Origin of the sequence: Streptomyces sp. NPDC048441, from assembly GCF_043200235.1 — a bacterium.
Lineage (GTDB): Bacteria > Actinomycetota > Actinomycetes > Streptomycetales > Streptomycetaceae > Streptomyces.
Genome location: NZ_JBICXM010000005.1, coordinates 518,925 through 533,431 on the forward strand (window position 1 = coordinate 518,925; position 14,507 = coordinate 533,431).

The following is a 14,507-nucleotide window of genomic DNA, read 5'->3' on the forward strand; positions in this document are numbered from 1 at the left end:
GGCGCATGGCGGTGTTCGTGGCGCTCGGCGCCTTCTTGATGACCCTGGTGGGCGGCTGGACCGCGCAGCGGGTCACTGACCGGCGCCACCTGGTCCTCGGCCTCGCGGGCGGTCTGATGCTCGGCGTGGTCGGCCTCGACCTGCTCCCGGAGGCGCTGGACGCCGCGGGGGGACTGGTCTTCGGCGTACCGGCCGCGCTGCTTCTGTTCGTCGCGGGCTTCCTCACGGCGCACCTCGTGGAGCGCCTCCTCGCGGGCCGTCACGCGGGGCACGGGGCGGACGAGCACGAGAACGGCAGGGTGCCCCAGGTGGGCCTGACGGCGGCCGGCGCGATGGTCGGCCACAGCGTCATGGACGGTGTCGCGATCGGCGCCGCGTTCCAGGTGGGCGGCGGCATGGGCCTCGCGGTGGCCCTTGCCGTCGTCGCTCATGACTTCGCGGACGGCTTCAACACGTACACGATCACCAGCCTGTACGGGAACGCCCGCCGCAAGGCCCTCGCGATGCTCTTCGCGGACGCGGTGGCCCCGGTGGTGGGCGCCGCTTCGACGATCCTGTTCACCATTCCGGAGCAACTGCTCGGCGGATATCTCGGCTTCTTCGGCGGCGCCCTGCTCTACCTGGCCGCCGCGGAGATCCTGCCGGAGGCCCACCACGAGCACCCGGCGCGCTCGACGCTGCTGTGCACGGTGGCGGGGGTGGCATTCATCTGGCTGGTGGTCGGCATCGCGGAGTGAGGCGGCGGCCCGGCCTCGCGGGGGCAAAGACCGCCGGGTCACACCGTGTGGGGTCACACCGTGTGGGGTCACGCCTTGTGGGGTCACAGCTTCCCGCCCCGGCCGCCGTCGCGCCGCGCGGGAGCGATCAGGGTGGACAGATAGGGCAAGGGGGAGCCGTCGAGCTCCCCGGCCCCCTGGATGGACTCCTCGGGCAGTCCCAGAGCGGACCCCCACACCGCGTCCTCGGTCCGCCCGGTCTCCCGCAGCGCCGCCGCCACCTCGTGCGCGAGCCGCCCGAACTTGTACGCCACGACTGTGCCGGGCCCGGCGAGCGCGTCCTTGAGCACGGCCGCGCCCGCGGTCACCGGCACGAGCGTCAATGGCTCGGTGCCCTCGGTGAGCACGGCGCCGCTGCGCGCGGCGAGGTCCTGCATGGCGGTGATCCCGGGCACGGTCTCCACCTCGACCCCCGGCACGAGCTCCGCGATGGTCTGCGCCAGATAGGTGAACGTCGAGTACACGTTCGGGTCGCCGATCGTCGCGAACGCCACCGAGCCGCGCTCGCGCAGCAGGGCGGCGACCCGCTCACCCGCGGCGTCCCAGGCGGCCTCGCGCCGCTGCCGGTCGCTGCGCTCGTTGAGCGCGAACACCACACGTACGACCTTGTCCTCGGGGACGTAGTGCAGCACGGTCGCCTCGGCGCGGCCGCGCTCGCCACTGTCCATGACGGGTACGACGACGACATCGGCGGCGCGCAGGGCGTTGACGCCCTTGACGGTGACGAGCTCGGGATCACCGGGACCGACCCCCACACCCACAAGCTTGCTTGTCATCCCCTGCACCTCTCTACGAACCGACGGGCGATACCGGGTTCGGCGGCCCAATGCGTGTGCAGATAACTCGCGTGCACACCCTGTTGTACGAAGCCTTCGACGCGCCGTTCAGGGGCGTGAAGCCCCCAGGCGGGAGCCGCCCCGGCGCCCGGTTCGACGACGGTGCGGTGGAATTCGTGCCCGCGCATCCGGGTGCCCTCGGCCGTGAGCGCACTGTCGGACACGGCGACGGCCTCGCGGTAGCCGAGGGTGAGCCGCTCGGACATCCGGGCCTGGGCGTCGAGCACCCCGCACATGGGCTTCCCGTCCAACTCCCGCGTCAGATAGAGCAGTCCGGCACATTCGGCGGCGACGGGCGCCCCGCTGAGGGCAAGCTCGGCGACGGCTTTCCGCAGGGGCTCGTTGGCGGAGAGCTCGGGCGCGTACACCTCGGGGAACCCACCCCCGATGACCAACCCGGCGGTGCCGGGCGGCAGTTCCTCGTCGTGCAGCGGATCGAAGGTGACGACGTCGGCACCGGCGGCGGTGAGCAGTTCGGGGTGTTCGGCGTAGGAGAAGGAGAAGGCGGCTCCGCCGGCGACGGCGACGACGGGCTTTGCCCCACTGGTGGCAGTGGTGGCAGTGGTGGCAGCAGTGCCCGGATCCCACATGTCACCGGCCGACGCGGGCGCACTCCGGGCCAGCGCCAGAATCCCCTCCAGGTCACAACCCTCCCGCACCTGCGCGGCAAGGGCGGCGACAGACTCGACGGCCTCGGCCCGGCGCTCGGCGACGGGGATGAGCCCCAAGTGCCGGGACGGCACCCGCACTTGGCGCACCCGGCCCAAGGCCCCGAGCACCGGCACCCCGGACTCGTCGAGCGCTTCCCGCAGGAGCTCCTCGTGCCGCGCGGACCCCACCTTGTTGAGGATCACGCCCCCGATCCGCACCTCCGGGTCCCAGGACGCGAAGCCGTGCACGAGCGCGGCGACGGACCGGGACTGGGACGAGGCGTCGACTACAAGGACCACAGGCGCCCGGAGCAGCTTCGACACCTGCGCGGTGGAAGCGAGCTCACCCTGCCCGGAGGCGCCGTCGAAGAGCCCCATGACGCCCTCGACCACGGCGAGATCGCACCCACGGGCCCCGTGCGCGAGCAGCGGGGCGATCCTCTCGGGCCCGCACAGATACGCGTCGAGGTTCCGTCCGGGACGCCCCGTGGCCAGCGCGTGATACCCGGGATCGATGTAGTCGGGCCCGACCTTGTGCGGGGACACGGCGAGCCCGGCCGCCGAGAACGCGGCCATCAGCCCCGTGGCGACGGTCGTCTTCCCGCTCCCGGAAGACGGCGCGGCCACGACAAGGCGAGCTACCACTCGATGCCCCTCTGGCCCTTCTGCCCGGCGTCCATCGGATGCTTGACCTTGGACATGTCGGTGACGAGATCGGCGAATTCCACCAGTTCGGCGGGCGCGTTGCGTCCGGTGATGACGACATGCTGGTTCCCCGGCCGGTCCCGGAGAACGTCGATCACTTCGGCCGTGTCGATCCAGCCCCAGTGCATGGGGTAGGCGAACTCATCGAGGACGTACAGCTGATACGTCTCGGCCGCGAGGTCACGCTTGACCTGCGCCCAGCCCTCGCGGGCCTTCTCCTCGTTGCTCAACTCGCCGTCGGCGGGCGCCCGCTGGATCCACGACCAGCCCTCGCCCATCTTGTGCCAGTCGACAGGGCCGCCCTCACCGCTCGCGCCGAGCACCTTCAGGGCGTTCTCTTCCCCCACCTTCCACTTCGCCGACTTCACGAACTGGAAGACCCCGATGGGCCACCCTTGATTCCAGGCCCGCAGCGCGAGCCCGAATGCGGCGGTGGACTTCCCCTTGCCGATTCCGGTGTGCACGACCACGAGCGGACGATTGCGCCGCTGGCGTGTGGTCAGCCCGTCGTCCGGCACGACACTCGGCTGTCCCTGCGGCATCAGGCCACGCTCCTCATGCGAGTTCCCTGTGTTCCCTGTACGTCCTTGACGAGCCCGGCGATGGACTCGGCCCGCAGCTCGTCGAGCGTCACGGCGGTCCCGCCGAGGTCACCCGCCAACTGTCCCGCGAGGCCGAGCCGCACGGGCCCCGACTCGCAGTCGACGACCACGGAAGCGATCCCCGCGGCTTCGAAGAGGCGCGCGGCACGGCCCGCCTGAGCCACCGGCTCCACGCCCCCCGTAGCCCGCCCGTCCGTCACGACCACCACAAGGGGACGCCGGGCCGGATCGCGGAGCCGCTCCACCCGCAGCACCTCGTGCGCCTTGAGCAGCCCGGCGGCGACGGGCGTACGCCCACCCGTGGGCAGCGACTCCAGGCGGGCGGCGGCCGTGTCGACGGAGGAGGTGGGCGGCAGCGCCACCTCGGCATCGGCTCCCCGGAAGGTCACGAGCCCCACCTTGTCGCGCCGCTGATAGGCGTCGAGCAGCAGCGAGAGCACCGCCCCCTTCACCGCGCTCATCCGCTGCCGGGCCGCCATCGACCCGGAGGCGTCCACCACGAAGAGCACGAGGTTCCCCTCACGCCCCTCACGCGTCGCCTGCCGCAGATCGTCCCGCCGTACGACGAGCCCACGCCCCGACCGCCCGCGCGCCCGCTGATGCGGGGCCGCGGCCTGCACGGTGGCCGCCAGATGCAGCTTGGTGAGCGCCCCCTGTGGCCGCCGGGCCCCGGTGGTACGCCCATGCTCGGTCCGCGCCCGCGACCGCCGCCCCGCGGCACCCTCACCCAGGCCGGGCACGCTCAGCATCTTGGTGCGGAACGGCTCGGCGGCCCGCACGGCCTGCTGCTCACCGCCACCGGCGGCGGGAGCCTGCGCGGGGGAGGACTCGTCGTCCTGCCCGGAAGCACTGTCGGCAGCCGGGCTTTCGGGGGCGTCGGGCGCGTCAGGGGAGCCGTCCTGAGGCGGCTGCGGCTGCCCGCCTCCACCTCCGCCTCCGCCGGGTCCGTCGCCGTCAGGCTCGGGATCGTCGTCGCCCTCGCCGCCGCCGTTCTGCTCCAGCGTGTCGTCGAGCTTGTCCTCGTCGAGCCCCGGCGCGTCGAAGGGATTGCGCCGACGCCGGTGCGGAAGCGCGAGCAGGGCGGCCTGCCGCACATCCTCGGCGAGTACGTCGGTGCGCCCGGCCCAGGCGGCGAGCGCCGTCGCCGTACGCGCCATCACGATGTCGGCCCGCATCCCGTCGACCTCGAAGGCGGCGCAGGTGGCGGCGATCTGCCGCAACGCCCCGTCGCCGAGCCGTACTTGGGGAAGCAGTGCCCGCGCGGCGACGATCCGGGCCCGCACCGCGGACTCCTCGTCGTGCCACCGGGCGGCGAAACCCTCCGTGTCGTCGTCGTACGCGAGTCGCCGCCGTACGACCTCGACCCGCTGATCGGTCTCCCGGGATGCGGCGACCTCGACGGTGAGCCCGAACCGGTCGAGCAACTGAGGCCGCAGCTCGCCCTCTTCGGGGTTCATGGTGCCCACGAGCAGGAACCGCGCGGCATGGCGCACGGACACGCCCTCGCGCTCGACGTACGAGGCGCCCATGGCTGCCGCGTCGAGGAGCAGGTCGACCAAGTGGTCGTGAAGGAGGTTGACTTCATCGACGTAGAGAATGCCGCGATGCGCGTCGGCGAGCAGCCCCGGCTCGAAGGCCTTCACGCCTTCGGCGAGAGCGCGCTCGATGTCGAGGGCCCCCACGAGCCGGTCCTCGGAGGCGCCGACGGGCAGCTCGACCATGCGGGCATCCCGCACGGAGTCGCCGCCGGCCTCATGAGGTCCGTCGGGGCAGGCGGGATCGGCGGCGGCCGGATCGCAGGAGAACCGGCATCCGGCGACGACGGGAACCTGCGGGAGGAGCGCCGAGAGCGCGCGCACCGCAGTGGACTTGGCGGTGCCTTTCTCACCCCGCACGAGTACGCCGCCGACAGCGGGCGAGACGGCATTGAGCAGCAGCGCGAGCCGCAGGTCGTCCTGCCCGACGAGGGCGGTGAAGGGATAGGGGGTGCTCACAAGGCCTCCATGACGTGACGCGGGGCGGAATCGGCGGCGGCGGAGTAATCAGTGGCGGCGAAACTCATCCGTCCCCCTCCAGCTCACCCTCAAGCTCCAAATAGGTAGACCGCAGCCGCTCCAGCGTCCCGGCGTCCGGCTCGGCCCAGAGCCCTCGCTCAGCCGCCTCCAACAACCGCTCCGAAATCCCGCGCAGCGCCCAGGGGTTGGACTTCTGCATGAACTCCCGGTTCTCCGGGTCGAAGACGTACTCGGCGGAGAGCTTCTCGTACATCCAGTCGTCGACCACGCCCGCGGTGGCGTCGTACCCGAACAGGTAGTCCACCGTGGCGGCCATCTCGAAGGCCCCCTTGTATCCATGCCGCCGCATGGCCGCCATCCACCGCGGATTGACGACGCGGGCCCGGAACACCCGGTGGGTCTCCTCGCCCAACGTCCGCGTCTTCACCTGATCGGGGGTGGCGGAGTCGCCCACGTACGCCTCGGGCGATTCACCCGTCAGGTGCCGCACCATGGCGACCATGCCGCCGTGGTACTGGAAGTAGTCGTCGGCGTCGACCAGGTCATGTTCCCTGGTGTCCACATTCTTCGCCGCCACGGCGATCCGCCGGAACGCCGTCTCCATGTCCCCGCGCGCGGCCTTCCCGTCGAGTCCACGGCCGTACGCGTAGCCGCCCCACACCGCGTACACCTCGGCGAGGTCCGCGTCGCTGCGCCAGTTCCGCGCGTCGATCAGTGGAAGCAGGCCCGCGCCGTAGGCCCCCGGCTTGGAGCCGAAGATCCGTGACGTGGCACGCCTCCGGTCGCCGTGCTCGGCGGTGTCCTCATCGGCGTGCGCGCGTACGTAATTGGACTCGGGGGTCTCGTCCAGGTCCGCGACGGCCCGCACCGCGTCATCGATCAGACCCACCACATGCGGGAACGCGTCCCGGAAGAACCCGGAGATCCGCACCGTCACATCGATGCGCGGCCGCCCGAGCTCCGCCACCGGCACGATCTCGAAGCCGGTCACGCGCCGAGAGGCGTCGTCCCACACGGGCCTGCACCCGAGCAGGGCCAGGATCTCCGCGATGTCGTCACCCTGCGTGCGCATGGCCGACGTACCCCACACGGTGAGACCGACGGACTTCGGGTACTCGCCCGTGTCGGCCAGGTAGCGCGCGATCAGGGAGTCGGCGAGTGACTGGCCGACCTCCCACGAGAGCCGCGAAGGAATCGCCTTCGGGTCGACGGAGTAGAAATTCCGGCCGGTCGGCAGCACATTCACCAGACCGCGTGTGGGCGACCCGGACGGCCCTGCCGGTACGAAACCGCCCTCCAGCGCCCGCAGAATGTTCCCGATCTCGTCGGTCGTCCGCGCCAGGCGAGGCACGACCTCCTCGCAGGCGAAGCCCAACACGGCGACGGCGGGCGGCAGTTCGACCCCGACCACCTCGCGCACGAGCTCCCGCACAGCGGCGAGCTCCCAGCCGCGCTCCTCCATGCCCTCGGCGAGGCGACGGCACAGCTGCTCGAGGAGATCCACCGCGTCAGCGCCGGTCCGCGCGGGCCCGTCCACCAGCGCGGTCAGTCCGTCCGCGACCTTCACCGCCGCACCCGGCTCGGCGAGCAACTCCTTCTCGCTGAGCCCGAAGTGCTCGGCGAGGCAGGCCCGAAGGCCGGGAAGGGCGTTCGCCTGCCCGCCCCACACCTGCGAGGCCCGCAGGACGGCGAGCACCAGATTGACGCGGGCCTCGCCTTCGGGACCGCCGCCGAGAATGTGCAGGCCGTCCCGGATCTGGACGTCCTTGATCTCGCACAGATAGCCGTCGAGGTGCATGACGAACTCGTCGAAAGCGGTGTCGTCGGGCTGCTCGTCGACGTGCAGGTCATGGTGGAGCTCGGCGGCCTTCACCAGCGTCCAGATCTGTGCCTGCACGGCAGGTGCCTTGGTCGGGTCCAGGTCGGAGACCAGTGCGTACTCGTCGAGCAGCTGCTCCAGCTTCGCCAGGTCGCCGTACGTGTCCGCGCGCGCCATCGGCGGCACCAGGTGGTCCACCACCGTCGCGTGCCCGCGTCGCTTGGCCTGGGTGCCCTCGCCGGGGTCGTTGACGATGAACGGGTAGATCAGCGGCAGCTCGCCGAGTACCGCGTCCGGAGCGCAACTCCCGCTCAGGCCGAGGCCCTTGCCCGGCAGCCACTCCATCGTGCCGTGCTTGCCCATGTGCACGATCGCGTCGGCGCCGAAGGACAGCTCCAGCCAGCGGTAGGCCGCCATGTAGTGGTGCGAGGGCGGCATGTCGGGGTCGTGGTAGATCGCGATGGGGTTCTCGCCGAAGCCGCGCGGCGGCTGGATCATCACGACGACGTTCCCGAACCGCAGGGAGGCGAGCACGATGTCGTCGCCGTCCACATACAGATTGCCGGGCGCCTCGCCCCACGCCTCCAGCATCCCGTCGCGCAGTTCGGGGGCCAGTTTGTCGAACCACGCCTGGTAGTCGGCGAGCGGTACGCGCGCGGGGGCGGCGGCCAGCTGCTCCTCGGTGAGCCACTCGACGTCGTGGCCGCCCGCGTTGATGAGCCGGTGGATCAGCTCGTCACCGTTGTCGGGGTGGCCATCGACGACGTATCCGGCGTCCCGCAGCGAGTCCAGGAGGTGTACCGCCGAGGCCGGGGTGTCGAGCCCGACCGCGTTGCCGACGCGCGAGTGCTTGGTGGGATAGGCCGTGAAGACGAGCGCGAGCTTCTTCTCCGCGTTCGGCTTGTGCCTCAACTGGGCGTGGCGTACGGCGATTCCGGCGACGCGTGCGGCCCGCTCGGGGTCGGCGACGTACACCGGTACGTCATCGGGGCCCTGCTCCTTGAAGGAGAACGGGACGGTGATGACACGCCCGTCGAACTCGGGGATCGCCACCTGCATCGCCGCGTCCATGGGGGAGAGCGCGGCGTCCGACGCGTCCCACGTGGCGCGCGAAGAGGTGAGGCAAAGTCCTTGCAGGACAGGGACGTCGAGGTCGGCGAGCGCGCCGATGTCCCACGCCTCCTCGTCGCCGCCCGCGCTCGCACCCGAGGCGTGCGTGCCGCCCGCCGCGAGGACGGTGGCGACCAGCGTGTCGGCCTGCCCGAGGATCTCGTACAGGCCAGGGTCCGCGCCGCGCAGCGAACCGCAGTACACGGCGAGGGCGTTGGCGCCCCGCGCCTCGATGGCGTCGCACAGGGTGTCCACGAAGCGGGTGTTCCCGGAGAGCTGGTGCGCACGGTAGAACAGCACACCGATGGTGGGCCGACCCTCGATGAACGCGCGCGAGCCGTGCACCCCGTACTCGGGCATCTTGAGCGGCTCGGCGCTCCGCCGCTCCTGCGTCTTCGCCGCGGCGAGACCACGCCCCGCCGCGAGGACGTCCTCCTGGAGGAACCGGGCGAGCTCGCGCAGATTGCCGGTGCCGCCCTCGACCAGGTAGCGCAGCGCCTCCGCCACGGACCCCGCGTGCACGGTCGACTCGGCCATCAGCTCGGCGTCCGGCACGGCCTCGCCGCCAAGGAGCACTGTCGGGATCCCGGCGGCCTTCAGCGCCGCGAGGCCGTCCTCCCAGGCCCGCTTGCCGCCGAGGAGGCGTACGACGGCGATGTCCGCGCCCTCGACGAGCGCGGGCAGCTCCGTCTCGACGTCGACCCTGGTCGGATTGCCGATGCGGTAGGGGGCGCCGGAGGCTCGGGCCGCGAGGAGGTCCGTATCGGCGGTGGACAGAAGCAGGACGGTCATGAGGGTGCCCCCGGTGCGATGAAGGGGAGACCGGACGGTGCGCCGGTCTCGATCAGGCTGAGCAGCGCGTCCGTGTCCGCGTGTTCTTCGATCAGGTCGCCGAGCAGGTCGAGCTGCTCCTCGCGCAGGGCGCCGAAGCTGGTGTCGGGCGCGGGCACGAAGCGGCGCCCCGCCGCGCGGGCGACCTCGGTCAGGAAGCGGCGGCGGAACGCGTCGCTCTCCAGGGAGCCGTGCCAGTGCGTGCCCCACACCTCGCCGACGCGGCAACCGTCCAAGAAGGCCTCTCCGCCAAGGACTTCAGCGACGCCGTGATGGATCTCGTACCCCTCGACGGGCTCACCGAGGGCCTCGCCCACCGGTCGCGCCAGGGTCTTCTCGCGCGCGAACCGCACGCGCACGGGCAGCAGGCCGAGCCCGTCCACGGCCCCCGCCCGCGACTCCACGTCGTCCTCGATGCGCTCGCCGAGCACCTGGAAGCCACCGCAGATCCCGAGCACGGGCCGTCCATCGGCGGCGCGCCGCGCGATGGCGTCGGCGAGGCCGCGCTCGCGCAGCCACTCCAGGGCGCGGACGGTCCCGCGCGTCCCCGGCACGACCACGAGGTCCGCGTCGACGAGTTCATCGGCCCGGTCCACGAACCGCACGACCACGCCGGGCTCGGCGGCCAGCGCGTCCACATCCGTGAAGTTCGACATCAGCGGTACGGCACAGACGGCGACCCGCAGCACGTCCTCACCGACCGGGGGAGCGACGACGGACTCCCGCACGGCACCCCGCAGGGACACCCGGAGCCCGTCCTCCTCGTCGATGCCCAGGCCGTGCTGGAACGGCAGCACGCCGAACGTGCGCCGTCCGGTGAGCTCATGGAGCATGTCGAGCCCCGGTTCGAGCAGCGAGACGTCGCCCCGGAACTTGTTGACGAGATACCCGGCCACGAGGTCCTGGTCCTCGGCGCTCAGCAGCGCGGTCGTCCCGAAGAAGGAGGCGAACACGCCCCCGCGGTCGATGTCGCCCACCACGACCACGGGGAAGCGGGCGGCCCGCGCGATCCCCATGTTCACGATGTCCGTACGTCGCAGATTGATCTCGGCGGGACTGCCCGCGCCTTCGCAGATCACGGCGTCATAGCTGCCCCGAAGTTCCTCCAGGCATCCCACGACGGTCGAGAGGAGTGCTTCCTGCCGCCCCCCGTGGTAGCCGCGCGCACTCATCTCGCCCACGGCCTTGCCCATCAGGACGACCTGACTGCTGCGGTCGCTGCCCGGCTTGAGCAGTACGGGATTCATCAGCGCGGTCGGCTCGACACGGGCCGCCTGCGCCTGCATGGCCTGGGCCCGCCCGATCTCGGCACCTTCGCGCGTGACAAAGGAGTTGAGGGACATGTTCTGCGCCTTGAAGGGCGCGACGGACACACCCTTGCGCGCCAGCCACCGGCAGATCCCGGCCGTGACGACACTCTTCCCGGCGTCGGACGTGGTCCCGGCGACGAGCAGTCCACCGCCCGTGCGGCCCTGCGCGCGGCCCTTCATGAGGACCTGCCTTTCCGCATCGTGCTCACAGCCGCGGCAACTCCCAAGGTCAGTAGTCCGATCCGCCGCGAAAGCCGCACGGCCCGCTCGATGTCGGCGACTTCGACGCCCCGCCCCTCCCCGTTCAGGACAGGCCGGTGCTCGACCCGCCCCGCGTACGAGAGGGTCCCCCCGAGCCGTACGCCCAACGCCCCGGCGAAGGCGGCCTCGACGGGCCCCGCGTTGGGGCTCGGATGCCGGGCGGCGTCATTCCGCCAGGCCCGCACCGCGCCGCGCGGCGAATCCCCGGCGGCAGCCGCGAGCACGGCGGTGAGCCGGGCCCCCGGCCACCCCAGTACGTCGTCGAGGCGGGCGGAAGCCCACCCGTACCGCCGGTACTTGGCGGACTTGTGCCCGACCATCGCGTCGAGCGTGTTCACGGCACGGAAGCCGACCAGGCCGGGGACCCCGCCGAGAGCTCCCCACACCAAGGCCCCGACCACCGCGTCGGACGTGTTCTCGGCGACGGACTCGACGACGGCACGCGCGATGCCATCGGCATCCAGCGACTGCGGGTCCCGCCCGCACAGATGGGGCAGCCGCTCCCGCGCCACCTCGACATCCCCGGCGGCCAGCGCCCCGCCGATGGCCCGCGCCTCACGCCCGAGCGAGGTCCCGCCGACCACGGCCCAGGTGGCGGCGGCGGTCAGCGCGACGGATCCGGTGCGTGAGCCACGTACAAGAGAAGAGGCGAGGGCGGCGGCACCGGCCGCACCCCCGGCACACACGACGGCGTGCAGCGCGCCCCATCCGCGGTGGTCCCGCCACAGCACACCTTCGACGGCACTCGCGGCACGGCCGAACGCGGCGACCGGATGCCCGCGGCGAGGATCGCCGAGGAACAGATCACCGAGGAGGCCGGCGGCGGCGCCGTACGCGAAGTCGCGATCGGCACACATGGGTTCAGCCCGTCGCCACGCCGAGAGGGGAGCTCACGCTCGGGAACTGGTCCGGCAAGGGGCGGCCGCGCATGGCGATATGTCCTCACTCAGGGTGTCCGCGCCCTGGTTCGACGTGATCGGCGGCGAGAGTTCCTGGCTTTCGAGGAGTCAGTTCCTCGATGACAGTGGCGGGACCGCGCCGGATTCGCACCGGCTTCCTCTCCTGCTGCCGTATTGGCTCCGGCAGTCCACCACGGCCCGCGAAGGCCCGTCAACTTGCCGTTGACCTGGGGCGGGGGTGGTGTGCTGAGGCCCACACGAGGCCGGATTTTCCCTAGGCCTGGAAATTGAACTTTCCTAGACTGGAACACGACATCCGGAGAGCGGTCCAAGAGTGGTTGAGCCCGGGTTGTGACGTGGTGTGGTGGTTCTCGGCGGTCCTCTGGGCCCTTCAAGATCACGGCACTATCGTGCATCGCCATGGGTGAAGGACGACGGGCACGCGTCGAGGGGCGCCGGCTCTCTGGCAGGGGGAGGTCGGCGTGTCCAATGAGAACCCGTCCGGACGGTTCTGGCGTAGGAGCAGCTTCAGCGGGGCCGACGCGCACTGCGTCGAAGTCGCCTTTGTGCGGGAAGCGGTGATCGTCCGTGATTCGCAGAACCTGTCGGCGCCGCGTGTCGTCTTCTCCGCTGAGCGCTGGCGCGCGTTCCTGGACGCACTCGCCGGCGCTGCGGGAGAAGGAGGGGGAGAAGGATGACCGAGCATCATCTCGCCGAAGTGCGGCATCTGGTGAACGGCGGGCACGGCGGGAAGCGGAAGACATCCGAGGTCGTGGCGGTGTGTGTGCTGCTCGGCGCGGCGGCCGCCTTGCTGGGGGCGGTGGTCTCGCTGCTGGTCGAGGGCACGGCGGCGCGCCTTGCCACCTGGGGCCTCGCGGCCGTGGCGGCCGCGGTGGCCTTGGGGCTGTGGTGGGGTCTTGCCGAGGTCAGGCAGGATCGTCGGCTTTGGAGTCGGGTCGCTGAGCGGGAACCACAGCACGGCGGTCGTCGCTGAGCGTGGGCGCCGCATTCCCGGCCTGTGAGATCAACTTGACCAGCTGACGGCTCAGTCCGACCACGGGGGCCATGAAGCCGCCGATCACGGGGCCGACCATCAAGAAGCTCGTCAGGTGCAAGGCGCCCATGAGGGCGAGCAGCCCGGCGAGGGCCAGCATCAGAACGAGTATGCAGCCGGTGCAGTAGCGGATCTTGGTCGTGAACATCCGGACGTGGTCGCTCGTGCGATTGCGGTCCAGCATGTTCATCAGCTCCGCACGAACCCGGTCGCCCATCGCTTCGCGGACCAGCTGGTTGTAGGAGGGGTCGGCGGACGCTGCCCGCCCGCGGGCGGGGTTGTCGGCGGCATCGGCAGTCGCGTCGGCAGTCGTATCGGTGGTGGCGTCGGTGGAAGCCGCACCGGCACCCTGTGCACCATCCGTACCACTGCTCCGCCACGGTGCCTGTCTTACGGCCGCGAGGATCCCCCTCCACCACTCTCGCAACGCGGCTGGCATGTGTGGCCTCCTCGCTCCTGCCGGGCTCCCCGGGCCCGGCGGGTCAGCTGCTGTCGATGCTGTCCCTGATCTGGTTGATCAGGTCGATCGCCTTGTCTTCGCCGTACGCGATCTCACGGAGGGACTCGAAGCACTCCTGGTGACGCACGATCAATTCGTGGTCGTCACGGATCGACTGGTTCCCCTGGGCCTCCAGATAGAGCAGGTCCTCGTCGTCCAGGAAGCCGAGCAGGATGAAGCTGCTGACAGTGGAGTAGTGGGCGCCCGCTGTGAACGGCAGTACTTGGAGGGACACCTTCGGGCGCTCCGACATGCTGATGAGGTGCTGCAACTGGGCGCGCTGCACACGGGGTCCGCCGATCTGACGGTGCAGGGCGGCCTCGTCGACGACGAAGAACGTCCACGGGGGGTCTTCGCCCTCCAGGGCCCGCTCCTGACGCGCGGTCCGCAGTTCCACGATCCGCCGCGCCTTCGCCTCGTCGACCCGCGGGGCGAGGAGCGCCAGCGCGTACTCGTCCGTCTGCAGAAAGCCGGGCACGATGATCGGGTTGTACGTGCGAATCGAGGCGGCGGCGCTCTCGTACCCCAGGTATTGGCTGAACTGCGGTCCGATGACGTCGTTGTACTGGGCCCACCAGCTCGCGCCCTTGGACCCGCGGGCGGCCTCTTCGAGCTCTCCGGCGAGCACCGGGTCCGCCACCCCGTACTGCTGGAGCAGGGCGCGCAGATCCGTGACGGAGAGGCTGACCGTGCCCTGCTCGATCCTCATGATTTTTGACAATGACCAGTCGAGGGCATGGGCGGCTTGACCCTGTGACTGCTCCGCGGCCTCACGGGCCTTGCGGAGCGCGATACGCAGCCTGCGGCGATTGAGGCTCGGGTCTACTTCTCTGTCCCTCGGCATGGTGGCTCCTCGCTGTCGTCGTAGCTGCTTCACCTAATGACATAGGGCGGAGAGCTCTATGTGCAGCCGACGCTAGCAGACAGCATGATGCCATTATGCCATATGTCACCTCGCTGCATGGCGCGCTCTCGATCGGGTGAAGGGCGTGAGTGCGACGGCATGAAAAAGCCGGGCGGGGGGGCCCCCCCCGGGGGGCCCCCCCCCGCGGGGGGGGGGGGGGGGGCCCCCCGGGCGCGCGCAAGAGCACGATACCCAACACCCCACCCCCCGCGCCAAGGCCGACGCCCCCGTAAGCG

General features: G+C 71.2%; 12 protein-coding genes and 1 riboswitch. Of the genes, 3 read left to right on the forward strand and 9 right to left on the reverse strand.

The window, feature by feature from the left end; genetic code table 11:
* Positions 1 to 5: 5 nt before the first annotated feature.
* On the forward strand, positions 6 to 737 hold the full coding sequence (locus ACGFSB_RS16095) for a ZIP family metal transporter (RefSeq protein ID WP_393398982.1): 732 nt from the start codon (positions 6 to 8) through the stop codon (positions 735 to 737).
* A gap of 83 nt (positions 738 to 820) precedes the next feature.
* Here the strand turns inward: ACGFSB_RS16095 and cobI are convergent, their stop codons facing one another.
* From cobI to ACGFSB_RS16130, 7 genes are all read right to left on the reverse strand, one after another.
* Positions 821 to 1,552, reverse strand: a complete 732-nt coding sequence (gene cobI / locus ACGFSB_RS16100) for a precorrin-2 C(20)-methyltransferase (protein ID WP_393398984.1) — start codon at positions 1,550 to 1,552, stop codon at positions 821 to 823.
* On the reverse strand, positions 1,549 to 2,907 hold the full coding sequence (locus tag ACGFSB_RS16105) for a cobyrinate a,c-diamide synthase (protein ID WP_393398987.1): 1,359 nt from the start codon (positions 2,905 to 2,907) through the stop codon (positions 1,549 to 1,551). Before ACGFSB_RS16105 ends, cobI begins: the two co-directional genes overlap by 4 nt.
* A complete protein-coding gene (gene cobO, locus ACGFSB_RS16110) occupies positions 2,901 to 3,509 on the reverse strand; it encodes a cob(I)yrinic acid a,c-diamide adenosyltransferase (RefSeq protein ID WP_393398989.1) in 609 nt (202 codons plus the stop codon). Before cobO ends, ACGFSB_RS16105 begins: the two co-directional genes overlap by 7 nt.
* The gene (locus ACGFSB_RS16115) at positions 3,509 to 5,563 is read right to left on the reverse strand and encodes a putative cobaltochelatase (RefSeq protein ID WP_393398991.1); all 2,055 of its coding nucleotides are present in this window, start codon (positions 5,561 to 5,563) and stop codon (positions 3,509 to 3,511) included. The genes cobO and ACGFSB_RS16115 overlap by 1 nt, the downstream gene beginning before the upstream one ends.
* Before the next feature lie 64 nt (positions 5,564 to 5,627).
* Positions 5,628 to 9,305 carry a cobaltochelatase subunit CobN gene (cobN, locus tag ACGFSB_RS16120; RefSeq protein ID WP_393398993.1) on the reverse strand — a complete coding sequence of 1,226 codons (3,678 nt, stop codon included), beginning with the start codon at positions 9,303 to 9,305 and terminating at the stop codon, positions 5,628 to 5,630.
* Positions 9,302 to 10,834 (reverse strand): cobyric acid synthase, encoded by a 1,533-nt coding sequence (locus ACGFSB_RS16125; protein ID WP_393398995.1) that lies wholly within the window; start codon positions 10,832 to 10,834, stop codon positions 9,302 to 9,304. Before ACGFSB_RS16125 ends, cobN begins: the two co-directional genes overlap by 4 nt.
* Entirely contained in the window at positions 10,831 to 11,772 is a 942-nt protein-coding gene (locus ACGFSB_RS16130; protein ID WP_393398997.1) for a cobalamin biosynthesis protein, read from the reverse strand. The genes ACGFSB_RS16125 and ACGFSB_RS16130 overlap by 4 nt, the downstream gene beginning before the upstream one ends.
* Before the next feature lie 108 nt (positions 11,773 to 11,880).
* Positions 11,881 to 12,023: riboswitch (cobalamin riboswitch) on the reverse strand.
* A 273-nt stretch (positions 12,024 to 12,296) separates the two neighbouring features.
* On the opposite strand from ACGFSB_RS16130, the gene ACGFSB_RS16135 reads away from it, so the two are divergent.
* Together ACGFSB_RS16135 and ACGFSB_RS16140 are read left to right on the forward strand one after the other, a co-directional pair.
* Positions 12,297 to 12,512, forward strand: a complete 216-nt coding sequence (locus ACGFSB_RS16135) for a DUF397 domain-containing protein (protein WP_393398999.1) — start codon at positions 12,297 to 12,299, stop codon at positions 12,510 to 12,512.
* Positions 12,509 to 12,808 (forward strand): hypothetical protein, encoded by a 300-nt coding sequence (locus tag ACGFSB_RS16140; protein WP_393399002.1) that lies wholly within the window; start codon positions 12,509 to 12,511, stop codon positions 12,806 to 12,808. Before ACGFSB_RS16135 ends, ACGFSB_RS16140 begins: the two co-directional genes overlap by 4 nt.
* Here ACGFSB_RS16140 and ACGFSB_RS16145 read toward each other — a convergent pair.
* A complete protein-coding gene (locus tag ACGFSB_RS16145) occupies positions 12,741 to 13,307 on the reverse strand; it encodes a hypothetical protein (protein WP_393399004.1) in 567 nt (188 codons plus the stop codon). The genes ACGFSB_RS16140 and ACGFSB_RS16145 overlap by 68 nt on opposite strands.
* Positions 13,308 to 13,350: 43 nt before the next feature.
* The gene (locus tag ACGFSB_RS16150; protein WP_393399006.1) at positions 13,351 to 14,211 is read right to left on the reverse strand and encodes a helix-turn-helix domain-containing protein; all 861 of its coding nucleotides are present in this window, start codon (positions 14,209 to 14,211) and stop codon (positions 13,351 to 13,353) included.
* Positions 14,212 to 14,507 lie beyond the last annotated feature (296 nt).

What these genes read in the sequence shown, in the direction of transcription:
- ACGFSB_RS16095 (WP_393398982.1), top strand. Translation starts at nt 6, where the DNA reads ATGGCGGTGTTCGTGGCGCTCGGCGCCTTCTTGATGACCCTGGTGGGC.
- cobI (WP_393398984.1), bottom strand. Translation starts at nt 1,552, where the DNA reads ATGACAAGCAAGCTTGTGGGTGTGGGGGTCGGTCCCGGTGATCCCGAG.
- cobO (WP_393398989.1), bottom strand. Translation starts at nt 3,509, where the DNA reads ATGCCGCAGGGACAGCCGAGTGTCGTGCCGGACGACGGGCTGACCACA.
- cobN (WP_393398993.1), bottom strand. Translation starts at nt 9,305, where the DNA reads ATGACCGTCCTGCTTCTGTCCACCGCCGATACGGACCTCCTCGCGGCC.
- ACGFSB_RS16125 (WP_393398995.1), bottom strand. Translation starts at nt 10,834, where the DNA reads ATGAAGGGCCGCGCGCAGGGCCGCACGGGCGGTGGACTGCTCGTCGCC.
- ACGFSB_RS16130 (WP_393398997.1), bottom strand. Translation starts at nt 11,772, where the DNA reads ATGTGTGCCGATCGCGACTTCGCGTACGGCGCCGCCGCCGGCCTCCTC.
- ACGFSB_RS16140 (WP_393399002.1), top strand. Translation starts at nt 12,509, where the DNA reads ATGACCGAGCATCATCTCGCCGAAGTGCGGCATCTGGTGAACGGCGGG.
- ACGFSB_RS16145 (WP_393399004.1), bottom strand. Translation starts at nt 13,307, where the DNA reads ATGCCAGCCGCGTTGCGAGAGTGGTGGAGGGGGATCCTCGCGGCCGTA.
- ACGFSB_RS16150 (WP_393399006.1), bottom strand. Translation starts at nt 14,211, where the DNA reads ATGCCGAGGGACAGAGAAGTAGACCCGAGCCTCAATCGCCGCAGGCTG.